We start from the raw sequence: 2,930 nt of genomic DNA on the forward strand, positions 1-2,930 counted from the left end.
CTCGGGCGTGAACCCGATCTGCTGGATGTTGATGCTGGCGTCCTCCACGCGGGCGTCGTCCTCCAGGGCCTCGCGCAGATGGCGCAGGGCCAGCATGCGCGTCCGGGGCGTGTCCGGCGCGCCCAGGAGGCTCTTGATGCGGCAGCCCCACTCCGGGTGGGCGGGCAGCTCGCCCGGCAGACAGGCCAGGCGGTCCAGGATGTCCTGGCGCAGGACGTCCTCGTCCCGGGCCACCTGCACGTCGCCCGTGGGCGCCACCACCAGGTCGCCATCGGCATCGAAGGCCAGGTCCCGCGCCAGGAATCGGTTCACTGGATCACCCCCGGGCTGGTCGTGGCCCCGGTCTGCTCAAGGGGAGTATTGGGCGGCATCCCGCTCGTTGACACCGGGATTCCGGGCGCCACTTCGGCATACGCCTGGATGTGCTCGATGATCGCCTCGGCCAGGGCCAGCGTGCTCAAGCGATCCATCTCTGGACCATTGGCCGGGTCCCGTGGGTCGATTCCCGCCAGACGCTGCTCGGTCCGTTCGAGGATCAGGGTTGTCAGGATGGTCGCGTTCAGGGCCATGCCTTTATCCTACTCTGTTCGAGAGGTGTTGGACAGCACGGAAGGGGGCAGCGGCACCATGGGATTGCTGGTGGGCCGCCCCTTGTTGCCGATGTGGAAGTGCGAGTTGAACAGCCCCAGGAAGGTGTTTCCCTTCAGCAGCTGCTCGGCCGCCGCCGCGCCCAGCTCCACGGCCGGCGCCTTCACGTGCACCTTCACGGCCGACTCGATCGTCACCAGCCCATCCGCGCCGATCACCACCCGGGACTGGCCCTGCTCCAGCACCAGGTGCTGGGCGCCCGAACCGGCGCCGGTCAGAAAGCCTGCCACGAAGGGCTTGTCCGGGTGGCCGCCCTCGAAGGCGACCATAACGCCGTCGCCCACAAAGGGCAGCACCACCAGGCGCGCGGCGCTCGTCGCCCAAACGGCCAGGACCTCGCAGCGCGGCAGCAGGGCCAGGGCCGGGTCGTCCGGCTGGACGCCCACCGTGTAGGCGGCGGCGTCCACGGCCGTCACGACGCCCCGGACGGGGAAGCGCATGTAGGAGGACAGGTCCGGGCGGGCCTGCTCCACCAGGCGTTTCAGCTCCTCGCGCACGGCGCCACCCCCAGGACCAAGCGGCCACCTCCCTGCCAGCGGTACTGGGCCTCCTCCACGTGCAGACGCTCGCCGTCCACGGTCACCACCTGGCTGTGCAGGACGGGTGCCACCAGCGTCTCCACCTCCACCAAACCCAGCCGGCCCGGGCGGCGGTCGATCAGATTGACGCCGGTCTCGATGGCGTGCACGGCCGCCTGGGCGTGGTCGGGCTCCGCCAGCACCAGCGCGCCTTCGCGTACGTGGAAGCGCAGCTCGGCCCCCGTCTCGCGGCGCACCCGCTGGATGAGCTGCAGGAGGGCCTCCTTGGGCGTCAGGCCATGCACGGGAAAGCGCCCCAGCGTGATGTCCGGCACGCGCGCGCTCAAGGTCAGGCCGCTGCCGGCCAGGAGATCCCCGGCGATCTCCTGGGGCGTGGCGCCGTCCCACGTGCGCGTGATGGCCCGGCCCCGGGCCTGGAGGATGGTCTGCCAGTCGATGATGTGCACGATCGTCTGCAGGCCCCGGGGATTCAGGGCGCGGATGACACCGTGGAAGAGGCGCATCAGGACCGCCTCCTCGGCGTAGCCCCAGCGGATGGACACTGTCTGGCCCACGGCCAGCTCCGGCACGACATCGTCCTCGGGGTCCTGCAGGAGCAGGTGGCCGGAGTCGGCGGCGTTCATCGCCTGGCTGAAGACCTGGAAGGCGGCCACCACCGGATCGATGCGCCGTCCGGCGATCTCCACCTCGAAGAGGGGATGGATGCCCGAGTCCATCAGAAGCTCCCTCCAAAGGAATCGGTGTCGTAGCCCGGATCATCCAGATCCAAAGCCGGGCTTTCCCCCGTGCGGCCTTCCTGCACGCCGACGGCGAACTGGTCACGCACGTAGCCCAGCTGTTCGTTCAGGGCGGCGTTCCCCTCGATCTCCTCCGCGCCCTGGGCGGCGGCGGCATCGGTCGCGCCGGCGCTTGCCGCCTGGTGCTCCAGCTGGGTCTTGATGGACTCGTACTCCACCAGCTTCAGGTGCACGTAGTAGAAGCCGTAGTCCTCGTCAGCCTCGGGATTCAGCTCCTCGATGTAGACCTGGCGGATCCCGATCAGGTCGGTCAGGGGCGAGACAATCTCCACGGGTTTGGGCAGGCTGGCGCGCCCGTCGCGGAAGAGCTTCTGCAGGACGCGCAGGCGCTCGATGGCGGTCTGGACCACCGTGCCGTTCAGGCTCTCCTCGTCGCAGACTTCCAGCTCCACGGTGATCTCGGCATTCTCGAAGCCCGTGGCCTGGCGGACCTTCCCGCTCTTCTTGGGGATGTCGATCTCGTCGAGCTTGATGGCCTGCTTGATGCTCATGCTCATGGGCGGCACGATGAAGGTCAGGCCGCCCAGCACGAACGGGATCTCGGCCAGGTTGCGCAGCTGGGAGCCCGCCGCCGTGGCCTCCTCCACCAGCAGCTGCTCGGCCGTGGGCGGCCCCACCACTTGGGCTTCAGAGGGCATAGACCAGGTCCTCCAGCCCCACCTCCTGGCCAGCCAGGGCGCTGAGGCCCTCCACCACCTGGTCGCGGATGCTCTGGGCGGGCGTGCCCGCCGCGGCGGTCACCTCGATCTTGCCCACCGTGATGCGCTTGTCGACCGAGACCGACCGGTTCTGGTGGGTGATGGACCGACCCGGCTGCAGGCCGGCGACGGGGCGGGCTGGCTTGAAGTCCAGCGGACGCGCCAGGGCATCGGGGTTCGCCATCATGTCGTGTCCCCCATGTGCGCCACGTAGCCAGGGTGCGTCCTGCGTGGAAGCCATTCGCACA

The 2,930-nt window shown here is 69.4% G+C and carries 6 protein-coding genes; all 6 read right to left on the minus strand.

Annotation, left to right across the window (positions count from 1 at the left end; all coding sequences use genetic code 11):
- Positions 1-312: hypothetical protein (locus Q8O14_05195; GenBank protein MDP2360132.1), on the minus strand; the 312-nt coding region annotated here is incomplete at its 3' end.
- Positions 309-569: a hypothetical protein gene (locus Q8O14_05200; GenBank protein MDP2360133.1), complete on the minus strand. Its 261-nt coding sequence runs from the start codon at positions 567-569 to the stop codon at positions 309-311. The genes Q8O14_05200 and Q8O14_05195, both read right to left, overlap by 4 nt.
- A 9-nt stretch (positions 570-578) precedes the next feature.
- Positions 579-1,145, minus strand: coding sequence for a phage baseplate assembly protein V (locus Q8O14_05205; protein ID MDP2360134.1), 567 nt, complete (start codon positions 1,143-1,145; stop codon positions 579-581).
- Positions 1,130-1,903 (minus strand): hypothetical protein, encoded by a 774-nt coding sequence (locus tag Q8O14_05210; GenBank protein MDP2360135.1) that lies wholly within the window; start codon positions 1,901-1,903, stop codon positions 1,130-1,132. Before Q8O14_05210 ends, Q8O14_05205 begins: the two co-directional genes overlap by 16 nt.
- Positions 1,903-2,622 (minus strand): hypothetical protein, encoded by a 720-nt coding sequence (locus Q8O14_05215; protein ID MDP2360136.1) that lies wholly within the window; start codon positions 2,620-2,622, stop codon positions 1,903-1,905. The genes Q8O14_05210 and Q8O14_05215 overlap by 1 nt, the downstream gene beginning before the upstream one ends.
- On the minus strand, positions 2,612-2,930 hold a 319-nt coding region (locus Q8O14_05220), incomplete at its 5' end, for a hypothetical protein (protein ID MDP2360137.1). The genes Q8O14_05220 and Q8O14_05215, both read right to left, overlap by 11 nt.

The sequence above is a fragment of the bacterium genome (assembly GCA_030685015.1).
Lineage (GTDB): Bacteria > CAIWAD01 > CAIWAD01 > CAIWAD01 > CAIWAD01 > CAIWAD01.

Bases quoted from the DNA above. Each gene is read 5' to 3' on its own strand.
- Q8O14_05215 (MDP2360136.1), bottom strand. From the start codon at position 2,622: ATGCCCTCTGAAGCCCAAGTGGTGGGGCCGCCCACGGCCGAGCAGCTG.
- Q8O14_05210 (MDP2360135.1), bottom strand. From the start codon at position 1,903: ATGGACTCGGGCATCCATCCCCTCTTCGAGGTGGAGATCGCCGGACGG.
- Q8O14_05200 (MDP2360133.1), bottom strand. From the start codon at position 569: ATGGCCCTGAACGCGACCATCCTGACAACCCTGATCCTCGAACGGACC.